The organism is Micropruina sp., assembly GCF_047607385.1.
In the GTDB taxonomy this organism is placed as follows: Bacteria; Actinomycetota; Actinomycetes; order Propionibacteriales; family Propionibacteriaceae; genus Micropruina.
In genome coordinates, this window is the sequence record NZ_JASGDE010000084.1 from 1 (window position 1) to 16,597 (window position 16,597).

Genomic DNA, 16,597 nt, shown 5'->3' on the forward strand with positions numbered 1-16,597 from the left:
CGAGCACTCGCTCACCCCGGTCCCGTCGCCCGCATCCAGCGCTGGCCTAACTATTTGGGGCTCGCCGAGTTCGGCGAGCCCCAAATAGTTAGGCGAGCGCTGGGTGGGGGGAAGCGCAGATCCGGCGGATGGCTAGGGGGTACGGCCCGCGTTCGGGCCGCCGCTGACGTCGTCCAGGGCGGCGACGATCTCGGACGGGAGCTCCAGGTCCTCGGTCTCCAGCAGATGATCGAGTTGCTCGACGGTGCGCGGGCCGATCAGCGGCGCGGTGACCGCCGGGGCGTCCCGTGCCCACAGCAGGGCGACTTGGGCGCAGCTCAGGTCGAGGCCGTCGGCGGCGGTCGCCACGGCGTCCACCACGGACCGGGAGCGGGCCTCCAGATAGGGCTCGACGAACCAGGAGAAGTGCGCCTGGCCACCGCGGGAATCGCGCGGAATGCCGGTCCGGTACCGGCCGGCGAGCACGCCACGACCCAGCGACGACCAGGCGAACAGGCCCATCCCGAACGCCCGGACGGCGGGGATCACCTCCACCTCGGCGCGCCGGGCGAGCAGCGAGTACTCCACCTGCGCGCTCACCACGGGCGCGCGTCCGGGGAACGCGGACTGCCAGGTCGCCGCCTGCGCGGTCTGCCAGCCGACGAAATTGCACACCCCGGCGTAGCGCACCATGCCGGTGGATACGGCATGGTCGACGGCGGCCAGCGACTCCTCCAGCGGCGCGGCACCCCAGGCGTGCAGCTGCCACAGGTCGACGTGGTCGGTGTGCAGCCGGCGCAGCGAACCGGCCAGGTCGGCCAGCAGCGCGCTGCGCGAGGTGTCCACCACCCGCCGGCCGTCCCGGACGCCGAACCCGCCCTTGGTGGCGATCACCAGATCGTCCCTGGTCAGGTCGGTGTGGATGGCACGCCCGATGATCCGCTCGGCGTCCCCGTTGCCGTAGGCGGCGGCGGTGTCGACCAGGCTGCCCCCGGCCTCGACGAAGCGGCGCAACAGGGCACGAGCCTGGCCGGGCGCGACGTCCCGTCCCCAGGTCAGCGTGCCGAGACCGAGCCGGGACACCTGCAGTCCGCTGTCGCCGGCGGAGCGACGATCCATGACGCTCCTCAGGCCTGGTCGAGGAAGCGGTCGAGCACCCGGGCGCCGAACTCCAGCGAGGCCGTCGGCACCCGCTCGTCGACGCCGTGGAACATGGCGACGAAGTCGAGTTCGGGCGGCAGCTGCAGCGGCGCGAACCCGAAGCAGCGAACGCCCAGCTTGGCCCAGGCCTTGGCGTCGGTGCCGCCGCTCATCAGATACGGCACCGCCTTGCCCTGCGGGTCCTCGGCTTCCAGGCAGGTCTGCATCGCCTCGACCAGCGCGCCGGAGAACTCGGTCTCGACCGCGTCCTGCTGCGACACCGACTCGTAACGCACCTTGTCACCGAGCAGTTCGGCGATGGTTTCGAAGAACTCCTCGGCATGGCCGGGGATGAACCGGCCGTCGACGCCGGCGGTGGCCTGGCCGGGAATCACGTTCACCTTGTAGCCGGCGTTCAGCATGGTCGGGTTCGCGGTGTTGGCCATCGTGGCGCCGACCATCCGGGCGACCGTGCCGAGCCGGGCCAGCGACTCCTCGACCGAATCGGCGTTGATCTCGATGCCCAGCGCGTCCTCGACGGCGTCCAGGAAGGCCTGCTGGGCGGGGTGGATCCGGTGCGGCCATTCGTGCGTCCCGATCCGGGCGACGGCGGCGGCCAGCGCGGTGACCGCGTTGTCGGCGTTACGCATCGAGCCGTGCCCGGCGGTGCCGTCCGCGATCAGGTTGAGCCAGGCCAGCCCCTTCTCGGCGGTCTGGATCAGGTACAGCCGCAGGTCGTCGCGGACGGTGAGCGAGAAGCCGCCCACCTCACCGATCGCCTCGGGGCAATCCGCGATCAGCTCCGGATGGTTCTCCACCAGCCAGTGCGCACCCAGTCCGCTGCCGGCCTCCTCGTCCGCGGTGAACGCGAACCGGATCGGACGCCGCGGCGCGCGTCCGGTGCGCTGCCGGTCGCGGACCACCGACAACACCATGGCGTCGAAGTCCTTCATGTCGACCGCGCCGCGGCCCCAGACGCAGCCGTCGGTGACCTCGCCGGCGAACGGGTCGACCCGCCAGTCGGACGCCTGGGCGGGCACCACGTCGGTGTGTCCGTGGATCAGCAGCGGCGGCAGGGACGCGTCGCAGCCCTCCGGCTCCCAGTGCGCGACCAGGCTGGTGCGGGACGCCTCCGGCTCGTAGAGCTGAGACTCGATGCCCACCTCGGACAGCTTCTCGGCGATGTACTCGGCGGCGCCGCGCTCCCCCTTCGAGCCGTCCGGCCCGAAATTGGAGGTGTCGATCCGGATCAATTCGCTGCACAGCTGGACGACTTCGGCCTCGGGCCTGCTCTGCACGGTCATAGGCTCATCCTGCCGCACCGGCGCTGAGGCGTGCCCGATGCCCAACGACCGCCCCGTTCACACACCGGGCGTCCGCAACCCCGCGACGAACTCGGCCCGGCGCCCGAGAGCGGGCACCGGGCCGGGCGTGACGCGGCAGGCTCAGTGACCCCAGGCTCCGAGCGCGAACTCGGCGACCACCACGGACAGGATGAACGAGGCGGCGATCGCCACGACGCCGGTCGGGATGATCTTCCAGCCGATGCTCTTCAACAGCGGCAGATCCTTGCCGATGCCGAGACCGGCAACGGTGAGCATCGCGGTGATGATGGACAGGAAGTTCACGCTCTCGGCGGTGTGGGCCAGCCACTTGCCGATCGGCGAGATCGGCGAGGTCGCCAGCGCCCCCAGGGTCATCCCGGAGACGATCGCCGGGATCCGGTGCTTGGTGATCTTGCTCAGCCAGATGCTGAGCGCGACCAACCCGGACAGCAGGGCGAAGGTGACGATCATGTCGAACGAGAAGGTCTTCTTGGCGATCATCGCGACCAGCAGGCCGGCCACGCTGAAGATCAGCAGCGAGGTGCCCAGCGGCACCGAGGTCCGGGTCTCCAGCAGGCTGGCCGTGGCCGCCTCCATCTCGGCGGCGTTCCCGGCCCTCTCCTCCGGCTGCTTCCAGCGCTTGGAGAGCGCCTTGTACATCTTGTCGGCCGCCGGCAGCGCCACCCAGACGCCGATGTACAGGCCGAGCACGTTGGTGATCAGGTTGGACGCCGCCGACAGCGCCAACACCTGCTGCTGCATCTCGGGATGCTCGGCGATGATCACCGAGGCGGCGGCCGCCATCATCGAACCGGAGCCGACACCGGCACCCATCGCCAGGGCCAGCGGGTCGAAGATCCGCAGCGAGGTGGCCAGCGACGCGATCAGGCTGACGATGATGGCGCCGAACACGGTGCCGAAGACGTACATGGACAGCACGCCGCGGTACTGCGGGGAGTCCGAGCCGTAGCGCTCGCTGACCATGGCGAAAGAACCCTCGCGGTCGATCGAGAAGGTGGCGCCGACGGTTGCCGGGCCCATCCGCAGCATGACGGCCAGCGGCAGCGCCAGCAGCAAGGTGCCGAACAGGTGCCCGAGCTCCTGCAGCAGCAGCGCCGGACCGGCCTGTAGCAGCAGCGGGATGCTCGGGCCGATCTCCAGCGACAACCGGGCACCGAGGAACAGCACGGCGACGCCCATGATCGAGGTGGCGGCGTCCTGCAGGTTCCGGCCGAGCGGACGCCAGGTCTGCCCGGAGATGCCGCCGGCGAGGATCAGGCCCCAGATCATCGGCAGCAGGGTCACCGAGGCGATTCCGAGTGGGATCACGGCCGGTCCGATCGCCTGGGCGATGCAGGCGATGACGATGCTCAGGCCGACGATGATCCACAGCCGCTTGTCGCGCAGCGTCATCAAGGCCTTCGTGGCGGTCGCCGGCGCCTCGCCGACGACAGGTTCAGTGGACATAGCGGGCTCCCGGGTTGGTCGGAGGTCAGGCTTCGAGGGTGATCTGGGTCGATCCGGCGGGCCGCTCGGCGCGGCGTCGCTTCAGGTCGGCGCGGACGTCGGGGTCGAGCGCGGCGTCCAGGCTCGTCCAGGCGAGCAGGACGGCGCCGTCGAGGGCCGCGTCGTCGGCGGCCGGGGTGGCCGCCGAGATGGTGAAGTTCGGGTTGTGCGCCGGGCCGGTCTCGCCGAGGAAGGCGATCATCGGGTGGATGGCCGGCACCACCTGGGAGACGTTGCCCATGTCGGTGGAGCCGCCCGTCCCACCGGGCGGCAGCGCGATGGTGCGTCCGCGGGCGACGAGATTGCGGTCCCAGAACTCGGCCAGCGCCGGATCGGAGTTCACCGGCGCGTACGGGTACTCGGTGGGCGCCCAGTCCCAGCCGCAGCCGGTGGCGATGGCGGCGCCCTCGAAGCAGGCCAGCACCCGCTTCTTCAGCGCCCGCCACATGTCGATCTCGAAGGCCCGCAGTTCGACCTGGACGACCGCCTTGTCGGGGATCACGTTGGTGGCCTCGCCGCCCAGCGAGATGAAGGCGTTCATGTTGGTCTGCTTCGGGACGGTCTGCCGCAGCAGCCCGATGGCGGTCAGCGCCAAGGTGGCGGCCGCGGCCGCGTTGATGCCCTGCTCGGGCATCGCGGCGGCGTGGGCGGTGAGTCCGTGGAAGACCACTTCGAAGCGGTCGACGGCGGTGGACGCCATACCCGCGGCGCTGCCGTCCTGGCCGGTCATGCCGTGCACCATCAGGGAGAAGTCGACGTCCTCCCAGGCCCCGGCCTTGAGCATGGCCACCTTGCCGCCGCCGTGCTCCTCGGCCGGGGTGCCCAGCAGCTTCACCCGCAGGCCGGCCTCCTGCGCCACCGGCGCCAGGGCCAGCGCGGCGCCCACGCCGGCGGTGGCGATCACGTTGTGGCCGCAACCGTGACCGATGCCCGGCAGAGCGTCGTACTCGGCGCAGATCGCCACCGTCAGGTCGCCGTCCCCGATCACCGCTTCGACCGCGGTCTCCACGCCGTAGGCGCCCAGCTCGGTGGCGAAGCCCGCCTCCCGCATGGTCTGCGCGACCAGGGCGGCAGCCTGGTACTCCTTCCAGGACAGTTCGGGATTGGCGTGGATCGCACGACTCAGCCCCAGCAGCTGCTCACGGCGGCTCTCCACGTCCTGCGCCACCCGCTGCTTCAGCTCCAGGGCCTTGTCCGCGGTTCCTGCACTGCTCACTGACCGTCCTCTTCCCGTTCCAGATTCGTTGGCCGATTATGCGCAGCAGCGTGCTACGGACGCGTTACGTCGCGACGGCGGCGTGGCAACGCTTTTCGGCCGCCAGCCCGGGGGCCGGACGGGGCCGCCGGGTCGACGGCGGCCGGGCGTCCACGAGCGGAGCCGAGTTGAGTCGTCCGGGGGACGCCCGATATGCTGACGTGGTTGCCCGGCAGGCCCGGGCCAGCACCCTGTCCGGGTGGCGGAATAGGTAGACGCGCTAGCTTGAGGTGCTAGTGCCCGTTATAGGGCGTGGAGGTTCAAGTCCTCTCTCGGACACCAATAGAAACCCTAGTCAGATAACTATTGGCTAGGGTTTTTGCGTCCGTGAAACACGGTGCGCGCTCACGGCGTCGGAGCAGAGCCAGTCTCGTGGATCCCACTTCGGGATGGATGAGGCTGCGGCGTTCGCACGGACAATCGGTCGAGCCGAGGTCGATCCAGCGCCAGGACGAGCAGCGCAGCCCGATCAGCGCAGCGGAACTCACGAACTTCCGACCCGGACGGCTGTCACGCGGCCTGGACGTCGGCACCGAACCTACCCACCCCGGTCGGCCAGTTCCGCGAGGCGCAGGCAGCCAGACGTGTCAGCCGACCCAGCCGTTGAGATGTATGCCCAATAGGCATACGCTAGGGGTATGGCTGTGAACAAGGAATCGCGGGTCGCGGTGCGGATGACGCCTGACGACGAGGCCGTCATCCGGGCGGCAGCCCACTCGGTGGGAAGCACCGTCACCGACTTCATCGTCTCCGCTTCCACCGCGCGCGCCCGAGACACCCTTGCCGATCGCCGCGTCTTCTTCTTGGACGACGACGCCTGGACACGGTTCCAGACGGCCCTCGACCGGCCCGTCCAGCACAAGCCGGCACTGGCCGCGCTGTTCGCCGAACCGTCGATCTTCACCGACGACGAGTAGCGCCGGACGCGTGAGCGGTTACCGCCCGCCGCGGCCCCTCAACCCCGGCGACGACCTGGAGTCCTTCACCAGCGGGGATCCGTCCCTGGACGACTACCTGCGTCATCGTGCGTTGTCGAACCACCTGGGCGGCGGCTCACGCACCTACGTGACCGTGCGCGAGGGTCGGGTGGTCGGCTACTACGCACTGGCCTCCGCAGCCGCCTACCACCGCGACGTTGCAGGCCGATACCGCCGCAACATGCCCGACCCGATTCCCGTGATCCTGCTCTCCCGCCTGGCCGTCGATATCACCGACCAAGGCGGCGGCCTGGGAAAACACCTGCTCCGCGACGCGATCAGCCGATCAGTCGACGCCGCCGACATCATCGGAGTGCGGGCAATCCTGGTCCACGCACTGCACGAACACGCCCGAGACTTCTGTCTCCGACACGACTTCGAGCCCTCGCCGACAGACCCTCTGCACCTGCTCCTGCTGGTCAAAGACGCCCGAGCCATCCTCGGGAAGTAACAAAGACGCCAGGAAGCGCACGTTCGGCCAGATCTCCAAACTGCCCAGTGGACAATTGCACCAGGTTCACCGGCCCGGAATCGTGATCGGATCTCGCCGGCTACGTCGGGCCACAGTTGGCGCTGTACGAGAAGCTGCTGCCGCTCGCGATCCTGCTGGCTGCCCAGAATCCAGCGCGCACTGTATGACGCACGCCGCGACGAGTTCATCCCCCGTCAAGGCATCCGGCTCGTCGTCATCACGCCCGCCCATCTGGACGCAACGTCCCACGGGCGCCTCCGACGCAACGAGGCGCACGACCTACCGGCGATCCGTCGACTTCTCGGGCTGCAGGCTTAAGCCAACCACAGTGCATCCCATTCCGGGATGCTGCCTGGTACGGTGGCTTCATGAGCACCCAGATCGCCGTCCGACTGCCCGACCAGGTGGTGGCGTTCCTCGATGCGGCGGTCGCTCAGGGCAAGGCGCCCAGCCGGGCCGCTTTGGTCAGCGCGGCTCTCGAACGTGAGATGCGGCGACAGGCAGCCGAACAGGACGCCGCGGTCCTTCGCGAGCGTGGCGCCGGCGACGACCTCGACCCCCTCGTCGACTGGACCATGGGTCACCACGTGACCATCGGCGACTGACGTGCGCGAGATCTGCCTGGCCCGGTTGGACACGACCCGGCCGGTCGTCGTCCTCACCCGCGAGGTCGCGCGCGCCGCCATGACCAAGGTCACCGTCGCCCCCATCACGTCCACCATCAAGGGCCTCAGCAGCGAAGTACCGGTCGGCCCGGAGAACGGACTCGACCAGGCCAGTGTGATCTCCCTCGACAATGTGGTCACCGTTCCCGCCAGCCTGCTCGGCCGAACCATCGGGTTCCTCACTGCGGAACAGGAAACCGGCCTGGCCCGAGCCGTCGTCCTCGCCTACGACCTCGACATCGCCCTGATGGGCGGCTGAGTGCGAGGAACCAGCAGTCGAGTCGAGGTCGATTCAGCGGTAGTCGCTATCCGGGTCTGGAACGTGAACGAGGAGGTCACCGGGCTGGCAGCCGAGTTCCCGGCAGATCGCGTCCAGCGTTGAGAACCGGACGGCCTTGGCCCGGCCGTTCTTCAGAATGGACAAGTTCACCGGCGTGATGCCCACCCGGTCGGCCAGCTCCGCGAGGGTCATCTTCCGCCGGGCCAGTTCCAGGTCGAGGCGCACCTCGATCGCCACTAGATCACCTCGCTCAACTCGGCATCCAGGCGGGACGCCTTGCGCAGCAACCCCTTCATCACGGCCATCAGCAACGCGAATGCGGCGCCACACACCACCAGCGCGAGTTGGAGGAGTGCCAGCCCCGGCGGATTCGCACCCACTCCGAACGACAGCACGAGGTACGCGCCGAGCACCATGACCGTGTCGACCACCGCGACCGCGATGATGAGATTCACCCAGCCGAAGGCTGCCGGGGAGAACACGCTGTCGCTCTCCACCATCGAGAGCAGGACCCACAAAGCGACCAGTCCAACCTGCACACCCAGGATGACCACGATGACGACCGCCAACAACGGCCAGCGCAACCAGTCCAGTTCGGGGTAGGTCTGGGCCAGCTGCCCCGCCAGCGTCGGGAAGAACCAGAACTGCGCCGCCAGCGTCCCCAGCATGATCGATGCCAGCAGCACCCGTAGCCATGCGATCACTCCTCGCGTCACGACTCCCCCTCATCCATCGCTAAACGATATGAATCTATCGATAAACGATAGTCCTTCACGCAAGGGACCGTCCCGGTCGTCCGCGAGACACCCGTGAGCAATCAGTCGCGGGAGCCACACCCACACACCAGCAGCTGCTTCATCCGTCCAGTAAGGCGGCGGACGGATACAGTGACTCGGTGACCACATCCAGGGAGCTCCGCAGGTCGTCGTCCGGCATGGGCGACGAGATGCAGCCCAGCAGCGAGGGCGAGCGCAAGAGCCTCGATCTGGTGCAGCGCACGGTGGTCTCACTCATCGTCGGCGGCGTGATCGCAAAGGTCGCGATCATCCTGGCGCTCTACGTCGTCGCCCGCGGCCGCTACGAACTGCCCTACGACTCGGTGATCGGGCTGTGGGTGATGAGCGGTGTGATCGGGCTGGTCGGCGCGGCCAGCGTGCTGCTGCTCAACCGGCGCCGGCCCTACCATCCGCTGGTCCTGCTCGGACTGCTGCCGATGGCCGTCTCCGCGTACTGGCTGTTCGGCTGACCGAACCGCACAACTCCCCCGCTGCCTCGGCAGTAGGGTGAGCTGATGACCTTGCCGCCGCTGGTCCCACCCGCCGGTGAACTCGACGCCGAGGGCCTGGCCCGCTATTCGCGGCAGTTGATACTGGGTGAGATCGGCGTCGCCGGGCAGCGTCGGCTGCGGGCCGCCCGGGTGCTGGTGATCGGTGCCGGAGGCCTGGGCTCGCCGGTGCTGCTGTACCTGGCCGCCGCCGGGGTGGGCACCATCGGGGTGGTCGACTCCGACGATGTCGAGTTGTCCAACCTGCACCGGCAGGTGATCCACGCCACCGACGCGGTCGGACGCCCCAAGGTGGACTCCGCGGCCGAGGCGATCGCGATGCTGAACCCGGGCGTCACCGTCCGGCGACATCGGCTGCGGCTGGACCAGGACTCGGTCGCGGAGCTGCTCGCCGGCTACCACCTGGTGATCGACGGTGCCGACAACTTCCCCACCCGCTACCTGGTCAACGACGCCTGCGTTGCCGCAGGGCTGCCGCTGGTCTGGGGGTCGGTGCTCGGCTTCGCCGCCCAGGTCGCGGTGTTCTGGGACGCCGCCCCGGACGGCGCCGGCGTCCAGCTGCGGGACGTGTTCCCGGAACCTCCGGCGCCGGGCACCGTGCCGTCCTGCGCCGAGGCGGGTGTGGTGGGCGCGGTCTGCGCACAGGCCGGTTCGGTGATGGCGATGGAGGCGATCAAACTGATCACCGGCATCGGACGACCGCTGCTGAGTCGCGTCCTGGTGATCGACGCGCTCGCCGGACGCTGGGACGAGGTGCCGGTGCGGCGGGCAGGCCCCAAGCCGCGGAGGTCCGCGCCGGCCGGCACACCCACCGGCACTCCGAGCGATCCTCCGCCGGACGCCGCCCCTCCCCCGGACGCCGCCGCTCCGCCGGACGCCGCCCCTCCGGCCGACCAGGACGCAACCTCCCGCGCGGTGGCGCTCCCGGACCCGGGTTCGGCTTTCCTGCTCGACGTTCGCGGACCGGACGAGTTCGCCGCGGAACGCGTCCCCGGCTCGGTGAACATTCCGCTGCCGGCGCTCCTGGACGGCGCGGTCGACGACCTGCCGGGCGACCGGCCGATCCTGGTGATCTGCCGCAGCGGCGCCCGGGCCGAGGTCGCCGCCGCGAGCCTGGTCGCCCGCGGCTACACCGACGTCCGGATCCTCGACGGCGGGATTCAGGGGCTCGCCGGCCGGCAGACCCCCATGACGCCCCGGCCCTAGCCAACCTGGCCTTCGGAGGTCCGCCAGGGTCCCGCGGAAGGAACCGTCAGCAGCCCTCCGCCGGTATCGCGGCACCGATCGAGTGGTGGTTGTTCAGGGCCTCGGCAAAGCCGATCCAGTCCGACGCCCAAGCCCTGGCCTGGAGTCGGCGATGCTGGGCGAGCACGTCTTCGGCGGCGGCGACGATGCCCTGGGCTCGCGCGGCGTTGGACAGCAGCTGCCGGTCCTGGACCCGGTCGTAGAGCTCCAGCATGGTGCCGTTGCCGCTCAGCCGCACGAACAGCCGATGGAACGCCAGGGACAGCTCGTTGAACCGGGCGAAGTCGCCGGCCCCGAGGGCGGCGGCCTGCTCGTCCAGGTTCTCCAGGGCGGGGCCGTGCAGCGCCGCCAGCCGCTCCGTACTGGCTCGCAGCACGCCGGCGACCTCCATGGCGTGCCGCACCTCGGCCGACTCGCGGATCTCGGTGGCCGTCAACTCGCGCACCAGGGCGCCCCGCTGCGGATAGATGGTCACCCACCCGTCGTCCTGCAGCCGCCCCAGGGCGGTGCGCACCGGCGTCCGGCTCATCCCCAGCGCGCCGGCCAGGTCGTTCTCGCTGAGCATCGAGCCGGGGGCGAGTTCGCCGGCGACGATGCCGCGCCGGATCCAGGCGTAGGCACGACGCGCGGACTCGCCGCGCTGCGCAGCCGCCGCCATCCCTGCCTCCTCGCCGAGTCGTCCTGGGCTCCGACCCTATCGTCCGCGATACCCGCGCAGGCAACTAGTATTCTAGTTGTACGCTAGCCGTGGCTGACTCCCACCAGCCCGGCACCAGCCAGCAACCGACCAGCCACCCGAAGGAAAACCGGATGAGCCGCTCCTCCCTCGACGCCGCCGAGACCGCCCGCCGGATCGCTGCGGACGACTCCGTCCGCGGACGGGTGCAACGCCGCATCCTCACCGTGGTGGTGACCAGCCAGGTGCTCGGCGGCGCCGGGCTGGCCACCGGCATCACGGTCGGCGCCCTGCTCGCCCAGCAACTGCTCGGCGACGACGGCCTGATCGGGCTGCCGGCGGCGCTGTTCACCCTGGGCGCGGCGCTGGCCTCGTTCCTGATCGGCCAGCTCAGCCAACGCCGCGGACGCCGGTTCGGCCTGGGCCTGGGCTTCGCCGTCGGCGGCCTGGGCGCCCTCGGCGTGGTGGCCGCCGCAGCCACCGGAAGCATCTGGCTGTTGTTCCTCAGCCTCTTCGTCTACGGCGCCGGCTCGGCCACCAATCTGCAGGCCCGCTACTCCGGCACCGACCTGGCCGACCCCGACCAGCGGGCCACCGCGGCCAGCATCGCGATGGTCTCCACCACGGTGGGCGCGGTCGCCGGACCCAACCTGGTCACCCCGATGGGCCACCTCGTCCAGCCCTGGGGCATCCCGGCGCTGGCCGGACCGTTCCTGCTTGCCGCGCTCGCCTATCTGGCCGCCGGGGTGGTTCTGCTGGGCTGGCTGCGGCCCGACCCGTTCCTGGTCGCCAAGGCGCTGGCGGAACTGCGCAGCACCGCTGCCGCCGACCGGGCCGGGTCTCGTCCGGCCCGGGTCGGACGCGGCGTCTACGCCGGTGCCGCGATCATGATCGTCACCCAGATCACCATGCTGGCGATCATGTCGATGACGCCGGTCCACATGAGCGGGCACGGCTTCGACCTGGGCGCGGTGGGCCTGGTGATCGGCGTGCACATCGCCGCGATGTACCTGCCGTCGCTGGTCACCGGGCCGCTGGTGGACCGGGTCGGACGCCTGCCGATGGCGATCGCGTCCGGTGTCACGCTGCTGCTGGCCGGCGCGATCGGGGCGGTGGGCACCGGGCTGCCGATGATCCTGCTGGCGCTCGCCCTGCTCGGCCTGGGCTGGGACCTCGGACTGATCTCCGGCACCGCGATGCTGGTGGACGCCACCACACCGGCCGGCCGGGCCCGCATCCAGGGCACCGTCGACGTGCTGATCTCGCTGGCCGGCGCCACCGGCAGCGCCATCGCCGGCTTCCTGGTCGCCGGCGCCGGATTCGCGCTGCTCGCCCTGGGTGGCGGCATCTTCGCGCTGACCTACATCCCGCTGCTGATCTGGCAGCACCGCGAGCCGGCCCGCACCGCCGCTCGCCCCGCCACCGCCGAACCGGCGGCCGACGTCAGATCTTCGTAAGGTCCGGTAATCCCGCGGTCATGGAGTGCCGGACCCCGTCGGCGTTGACTTCGTTGCCAGAAGCAACCAACCGACAGGAGGCATCATGACCCATCGACGCATTTCCCTATGGGCGGCGGCAGCCGCGGCCGCCCTCGCACTGGCGTCCGCACCGGCACCGGCAGCCCTGGCCGGCACGGTCCCGGAAAGCCATCCGGCCCCCGCGCCCGATCGCCGCGCCGCCGGGGCGGTCTTCGTGCAGACCGACGACCTGACGTCGAACGCGGTGATCGCCTTCGACCGCGACGCCGACGGCCGGCTGCGGCACACCGGCAGCTACCCCACCGGTGGACGCGGCGCGACCCTGGACGGCGCGGTGGTCGACCCGCTGGCCTCGCAGGGCTCGCTCACCCTGGACAGCCGGCACGGCCTGCTCTTCGCGGTCAACGGGGGCAGCGACACGATCACCGTCTTCGGCGTCGACGGCAGCCGGCTGGTGCGTCGCCAGATCCTGCCCAGCCGGGGCGACCTGCCGGTCTCGGTCAGCGTCGCCGGCGATCTGGTCTACGTCCTCAACGCGCGGGCCGGCGGCTCGATCAGCGGCTACCGGATCGCCGGGCGCACCGTGCTGCCGCTGCCCGGCAGCACCCGCAACCTACACCTCACCGACAACGCCAATCCCGAGTTCCTGCAGTCCCCGGCGCAGGTGGCGGTGACCCCGGACCAGCACGCCGTGGTGGTGTCGACCAAGACCCACGGCACGCTGCTCACCTATCCGCTGTGGCGCGGGGTGCCGTCCGCGACCCCGACGACCACCGCCTCCGGGGCCGTGCCGTTCGCGCTGTCCTTCGACCGGGCCGGCCGCCTGCTCGTGGTCGATGCCACCGGACTCGCCACGTCCTACCGGCTCGGTGACGACGGACGCCTGCGCCAGCTCTCCCAGGCCGGACCGACCGGGCAGCAGGCCGCCTGCTGGACGGTGCTGGTGCGCGGCACGCTGTACGCCGCCAACGCCGGATCGGACAGCATCTCGTCGTTCGCCGTCCGCCACGGCCGGCTCGGCGTCCGCGCCGCCACGGCTGCGGCGACCGACGGCGGACCGGTCGATCTCGCCACCTCGCGGCAGGGCGAGTTCCTGTACCAGCTGAGCGGGGCGGACGGCACCGTCGACGCCTACCGGATCGCCCGGGACGGCAGCCTCACCCGGATCGGCAGCACCTCGACCGGCCTCGGCGCCGGCAACGCCCGACCGGTCGAGGGGATCGCGGCGAGCTGACCGCAGCGAACCGGATGGCCGGCGGCATCAGCCCAGCTCCGATGCCGCCGGCAACCGGACGGTGAAACAGCAGCCGCCACCCTGGTTGCGGACGGCCACCTCGCCACCCTGGGCCTCGACCAGGCCCTGCACGATGGCCAGCCCGAGGCCCGCTCCCGGCCCCAGCTCGGACGCCTCCGGCGACCGGGCGGCCGTGCCGCGAAAGCCCAGGTCGAAGACCTGATCCAGGTCGCCGGGCGGGATCCCGCCGCAGCCGTCGGCGACGCTGATCCAGGCCCGCTCCCCCTCGACTCCGCCCCGCACCCGGACGGTGCCGCCGGCGCGGGTGTGCCGGACCGCGTTCGCCAACAGGTTCGCCACCACCCGCTCCAGTTCCCGCCCGGCACCGGTCACGGTGAGGCCGGGCGGCAGCGCCACCTCGATCCGCACCCCCCGCGATGCCGCGATCGGCCGCAGCCCGCCGGCCAGTTCGGCCGCCATGGCGTCCACCGCGATCGGCTCCAGCCGCAGGTCCAGCGCTCCGCTGCTGATCCGAGAGAGCTCGAAGAGATCGGTCACCATGGCGCCCAGGCGGTTCGCCTCGCGGCCGATCCGGGCACCGTAGCCGCTGACCTCGGCGGGATCGTCCACCACCCGGTCCTCCAACGCCTCGGCCATCGCCCTGATGCCGGCCAGCGGGGTTCGCAGATCGTGGCTGATCCAGGCGATCAGGTCCCGGCGGGCCGCCTCGCCGGCGCGCTCCTGCGCCCGCCGCGCCTCCAGGGCCAGGGTGCGCCGGGTGAACCGCTGGCCGAGCAGCACCGACCCGGGCACCAGCATCACCCCCACCAGGGCACAGGTGACCAGCGTCCAGCCCAGCTGCTCGGTGAACATGAAGCCGCTGATCGCGACCACGAAGACCAGGGCGACCAGCAGCGGCACCGCCACCACCAGTGCCAGCGCCAGCCCCGGACGGGTATCCAACCGGCGCAGCACAAGCCACAACAGTGCGATGGTGGCGGCACAGGTCAGCACCGCCCAGGGCGCGATGTGCAGCAGCGACTCACTCATCCGGCGCTCCCCGACGGCCGGTACCGGTAGCCGACTCCCCAGACCGTCTGCAGCCGCCGCGGCCGGGACGGGTCGGCCTCGATCTTCTCCCGCAGCCGCCGGACGTGGACGGTGACCGTGGAGTCGTCCCCGAAGTCCCAGTCCCACACCTGCCGCAGCAGTTCCGAGCGCCGGAAGGCGTGCTCGGGGTGGGCCAGCAGGAAGGCCAGCAGGTCGAACTCGCGGGCCGTCATCGGCAGTTCCCGTCCGGCACGGGTGGCGGTGCGGGCGGCAGGATCGAGCACCAGGTCGCCGTCGGACAGCATCGCGTCCGGGACCGGGCGGGGCGCGGTGCGGCGCAGCAACCGCTGCGCCCGCAGCGTCACCTCGCGGGGCGAGAACGGCTTGACCACGTAGTCGTCGGCGCCCTGCTCCAGGCCCACCACCCGATCGGACTCACTGCCCAGCGCGGTCAGGATCATGATCGGAACGTCGCTGTGCCGCCGGATCCGCTCGCACACGTCCAGCCCGTCGACGCCGGGCAGCATCAGGTCGAGGATCACCAACGCGGGCGCGGTCTCGCCGAAGGCGGCCAGCCCGTCGGTGCCGGTGCCCGCCTCGGTCACGTCCAGCCCGGCACGAGTCAGGTAGCGGCGCAGCACCTCGCGGGTGGTGGCGTCGTCCTCGATGACCAGCACACTCGTCACGGCGCGACCTCCTTCGTCCGGCCCGGCCGGCCGCCGCCCGGACGCCGGGTCGACACAGTGGCCGGGCCGCGGCTCACTTCGACGCTAGTCGCGCCGGGTTGCGCCGTCACCCCTGCCGGGCGCTCCGAAAGACTCTGGTAAGAGGTTCCGCAGGTAGGGCGTCCGGGCTCGGGAGGACGCGTCCGCGCTCGGGAGGACTCGGCCGGGCTCGGGCGGACGCGGCCTTGCTCGTGGTGGAGGGCTCCCGCCCTTCCCGCCGGACGCACCGGGACGGCCGGCTCAGCGCCGCGCCGCGGACGCCGTCCGGGGTGGCCGCGGACGCTCCATCTCCAGGAAGCCGCGCCAGATCGCCAGAGCCATGCCGGCCAGCGCCGTCATCGCCGAAAGGAACCCGCACAGCGTGCGGGGCATGCCCAGGATTCCGTCCGGAGAAAGCACCCCGCTCAAGGCGACCGCGTAGGCCACCAGTACTGCCGCGACGCCGATCCACCACCATCTGATCAGCATCGAATACCGCGCATCCTGCCTCCGGGCGGATGACGACAACTCTTCGTCGCTACGCATCTCGAACCCCCATCTCCTCGATCGGCAAGCCTGCGGACGCGCCTGTCGGCGCGACATGGATGGGGAGGCGCCGCGAACCCGGCGTCAGGCGTCCCTGCTGGTCGGGCGTCCGGAGCCTCTTGTTTTCACAATTTGATTGTAGAATCGTTTCCGAATCTCACCAGTGCCGAAGGAGGGCGATGGCCACCGGCTCGGACCCCTTCCGGATCAAGCGGGTCTACGAGCCCGCGGAGACCTCGGACGGCTACCGCGTCCTGGTCGATCGGCTCTGGCCGCGGGGGCTCTCCAAGGACGCCGCCGCGCTGGATCGCTGGCTGCCCGAGGCGGCGCCGAGCACCGAACTGCGGACCTGGTGGCACCACGACCCCGAGCTGCTCGACGAGTTCGCCGCGCGCTATCGCGCCGAGCTGGACGCGAACCCCGCCGTCGACACGCTGCGCGCGATCGGGCGGACGCATCCGCGGGTGACGCTGCTCTACGGCGCCCGGGATTCCCGGCTCAACCAGGCCGCCGTGTTGCGCGACTACCTGAGGGACCCGGTGATCGACCCGACGATCGCTCGCTGAGCCCGGCGACACCCCTTGCCAGAGAGGTCTCTACACGCTCGACCGAGCGCCGCTAGTCGTGCTCGGCTGCGGCCAGATCGTGGTCGATCTCGACCCGGCGTCCGGCCCGGGCCAGGCCGAGCAGCACTCCGCCCACCCCGCCGCCCAGCGCCGCGAGCATGGCGGGCGTCAGCCAGGCGCCGCCACGCGTCGGACGGGCAACGGTCACCCCGGC

19 protein-coding genes and 1 tRNA gene are annotated in these 16,597 nt (G+C 71.0%); 10 read left to right on the forward strand and 10 right to left on the reverse strand.

The genetic code is table 11. The annotated features are described in order from the left end of the window. Window positions 1–132 precede the first annotated feature (132 nt). The 4 genes from QM582_RS07590 to QM582_RS07605 form a co-directional block, all read right to left on the reverse strand. Complete coding sequence (locus QM582_RS07590; RefSeq protein ID WP_415083189.1) at window positions 133–1,098, reverse strand: aldo/keto reductase; 966 nt, start codon at window positions 1,096–1,098, stop codon at window positions 133–135. Window positions 1,099–1,106: 8 nt separating this feature from the next. Continuing rightward, window positions 1,107–2,423 carry a M20/M25/M40 family metallo-hydrolase gene (locus QM582_RS07595; protein WP_415083191.1) on the reverse strand — a complete coding sequence of 439 codons (1,317 nt, stop codon included), beginning with the start codon at window positions 2,421–2,423 and terminating at the stop codon, window positions 1,107–1,109. Window positions 2,424–2,564: 141 nt separating this feature from the next. Next, window positions 2,565–3,911: a DUF3100 domain-containing protein gene (locus tag QM582_RS07600; protein ID WP_415083193.1), complete on the reverse strand. Its 1,347-nt coding sequence runs from the start codon at window positions 3,909–3,911 to the stop codon at window positions 2,565–2,567. A 25-nt stretch (window positions 3,912–3,936) separates the two neighbouring features. After that, entirely contained in the window at window positions 3,937–5,166 is a 1,230-nt protein-coding gene (locus QM582_RS07605; protein WP_415083194.1) for an amidohydrolase, read from the reverse strand. 232 nt (window positions 5,167–5,398) lie between these two features. On the opposite strand from QM582_RS07605, the gene QM582_RS07610 reads away from it, so the two are divergent. The 5 genes from QM582_RS07610 (at window position 5,399) to QM582_RS07630 (ending at window position 7,578) form a co-directional block, all read left to right on the forward strand. Beyond that, a tRNA-Leu gene (locus QM582_RS07610) sits at window positions 5,399–5,487 on the forward strand. A 356-nt stretch (window positions 5,488–5,843) separates the two neighbouring features. Beyond that, window positions 5,844–6,122, forward strand: a complete 279-nt coding sequence (locus tag QM582_RS07615) for a DUF1778 domain-containing protein (RefSeq protein ID WP_415083196.1) — start codon at window positions 5,844–5,846, stop codon at window positions 6,120–6,122. 10 nt (window positions 6,123–6,132) lie between these two features. After that, a complete protein-coding gene (locus QM582_RS07620) occupies window positions 6,133–6,633 on the forward strand; it encodes a GNAT family N-acetyltransferase (RefSeq protein WP_415083198.1) in 501 nt (166 codons plus the stop codon). Between the two features lie 389 nt (window positions 6,634–7,022). Further along, window positions 7,023–7,259, forward strand: coding sequence for a YlcI/YnfO family protein (locus tag QM582_RS07625; RefSeq protein ID WP_415083199.1), 237 nt, complete (start codon window positions 7,023–7,025; stop codon window positions 7,257–7,259). Between the two features lies 1 nt (window position 7,260). Beyond that, entirely contained in the window at window positions 7,261–7,578 is a 318-nt protein-coding gene (locus QM582_RS07630; RefSeq protein WP_415083201.1) for a type II toxin-antitoxin system PemK/MazF family toxin, read from the forward strand. A gap of 33 nt (window positions 7,579–7,611) precedes the next feature. On the opposite strand, the gene QM582_RS07635 is transcribed toward QM582_RS07630, so the two are convergent. Together QM582_RS07635 and QM582_RS07640 are read right to left on the reverse strand one after the other, a co-directional pair. Next, window positions 7,612–7,836, reverse strand: a complete 225-nt coding sequence (locus QM582_RS07635; RefSeq protein WP_415083203.1) for a helix-turn-helix domain-containing protein — start codon at window positions 7,834–7,836, stop codon at window positions 7,612–7,614. After that, window positions 7,836–8,315, reverse strand: a complete 480-nt coding sequence (locus QM582_RS07640; RefSeq protein WP_415083205.1) for a DUF2975 domain-containing protein — start codon at window positions 8,313–8,315, stop codon at window positions 7,836–7,838. Before QM582_RS07640 ends, QM582_RS07635 begins: the two co-directional genes overlap by 1 nt. 179 nt (window positions 8,316–8,494) lie before the next feature. Between QM582_RS07640 and QM582_RS07645 the strand changes: the two genes are divergently transcribed. Continuing rightward, complete coding sequence (locus QM582_RS07645; protein ID WP_415083207.1) at window positions 8,495–8,845, forward strand: hypothetical protein; 351 nt, start codon at window positions 8,495–8,497, stop codon at window positions 8,843–8,845. A gap of 45 nt (window positions 8,846–8,890) precedes the next feature. Continuing rightward, window positions 8,891–10,090 (forward strand): ThiF family adenylyltransferase, encoded by a 1,200-nt coding sequence (locus QM582_RS07650; RefSeq protein WP_415083209.1) that lies wholly within the window; start codon window positions 8,891–8,893, stop codon window positions 10,088–10,090. A 46-nt stretch (window positions 10,091–10,136) separates the two neighbouring features. On the opposite strand, the gene QM582_RS07655 is transcribed toward QM582_RS07650, so the two are convergent. Next, a complete protein-coding gene (locus QM582_RS07655) occupies window positions 10,137–10,787 on the reverse strand; it encodes a GntR family transcriptional regulator (RefSeq protein ID WP_415083210.1) in 651 nt (216 codons plus the stop codon). 152 nt (window positions 10,788–10,939) lie between these two features. Here QM582_RS07655 and QM582_RS07660 point away from each other — a divergent pair, with 152 nt between their 5' ends. Together QM582_RS07660 and QM582_RS07665 are read left to right on the forward strand one after the other, a co-directional pair. Beyond that, window positions 10,940–12,262, forward strand: a complete 1,323-nt coding sequence (locus QM582_RS07660) for an MFS transporter (RefSeq protein ID WP_415083212.1) — start codon at window positions 10,940–10,942, stop codon at window positions 12,260–12,262. 85 nt (window positions 12,263–12,347) lie between these two features. Then, on the forward strand, window positions 12,348–13,517 hold the full coding sequence (locus tag QM582_RS07665; protein ID WP_415083214.1) for a lactonase family protein: 1,170 nt from the start codon (window positions 12,348–12,350) through the stop codon (window positions 13,515–13,517). Between the two features lie 27 nt (window positions 13,518–13,544). Here the strand turns inward: QM582_RS07665 and QM582_RS07670 are convergent, their stop codons facing one another. From QM582_RS07670 to QM582_RS07680, 3 genes are all read right to left on the reverse strand, one after another. Beyond that, window positions 13,545–14,567, reverse strand: a complete 1,023-nt coding sequence (locus tag QM582_RS07670) for a sensor histidine kinase (RefSeq protein ID WP_415083215.1) — start codon at window positions 14,565–14,567, stop codon at window positions 13,545–13,547. After that, window positions 14,564–15,253: a response regulator transcription factor gene (locus QM582_RS07675; protein WP_415083216.1), complete on the reverse strand. Its 690-nt coding sequence runs from the start codon at window positions 15,251–15,253 to the stop codon at window positions 14,564–14,566. Before QM582_RS07675 ends, QM582_RS07670 begins: the two co-directional genes overlap by 4 nt. 279 nt (window positions 15,254–15,532) lie before the next feature. Next, window positions 15,533–15,760 (reverse strand): hypothetical protein, encoded by a 228-nt coding sequence (locus tag QM582_RS07680; RefSeq protein WP_415083218.1) that lies wholly within the window; start codon window positions 15,758–15,760, stop codon window positions 15,533–15,535. Window positions 15,761–15,996: 236 nt separating this feature from the next. On the opposite strand from QM582_RS07680, the gene QM582_RS07685 reads away from it, so the two are divergent. Continuing rightward, complete coding sequence (locus QM582_RS07685; RefSeq protein ID WP_415083219.1) at window positions 15,997–16,383, forward strand: DUF488 domain-containing protein; 387 nt, start codon at window positions 15,997–15,999, stop codon at window positions 16,381–16,383. Window positions 16,384–16,597 lie beyond the last annotated feature (214 nt).